1 protein-coding gene is annotated in these 377 nt (G+C 83.6%); it reads right to left on the bottom strand.

Going from position 1 to position 377, the window contains the following annotated elements; all coding sequences use genetic code 11:
• Positions 1–377, bottom strand: a 377-nt coding sequence (locus A4V12_RS23225) for an ABC transporter permease (protein ID WP_199831358.1), incomplete at both ends; no start/stop codon positions are given.

The raw sequence follows: 377 nt of genomic DNA, 5'->3' as shown, positions 1-377 counted from the left end.
TTGGGTTTCGGCCGTGTCCCCTCCCGACCGGCGGCCCCCCCCCCCCCACGGCCGGGGTCGGGTCGAGCCCGGGGAGCGGGGCCCCCCCCGCCGGGGGGGGGCCCCCCCCCGGGCGCGCGCCGCCCCCGGCAAGCCCGACCCCCCCCCCCGCCCCCCCCCCGCCGTGCCGGGTGCCGAGCTCGTCGAGCGCGCGCCGCCCGCCGAGCACCGTCGCGGTGAGCGCCCCGCCGATGAGGATGCCGGCCACGGGGACCAGGGCGATGCCCTTCAGCGGCACCAGCCCGGTCAGCAGCAGCGCGCCGACGACCGGGACGACCCCGGCGGCGATGGGCACGGCCGCCCACCACCAGGTCCCGTTGGGCGTGACGCGGCGCCCG

It is taken from the genome of Streptomyces noursei, assembly GCF_001646665.1.
GTDB classification, from domain to species: Bacteria; Actinomycetota; Actinomycetes; order Streptomycetales; family Streptomycetaceae; genus Streptomyces; species Streptomyces lavendulocolor.
The sequence above is the reverse complement of the archived record's forward strand: the minus strand, read 5'-3'. Positions and strand labels throughout refer to the sequence as shown.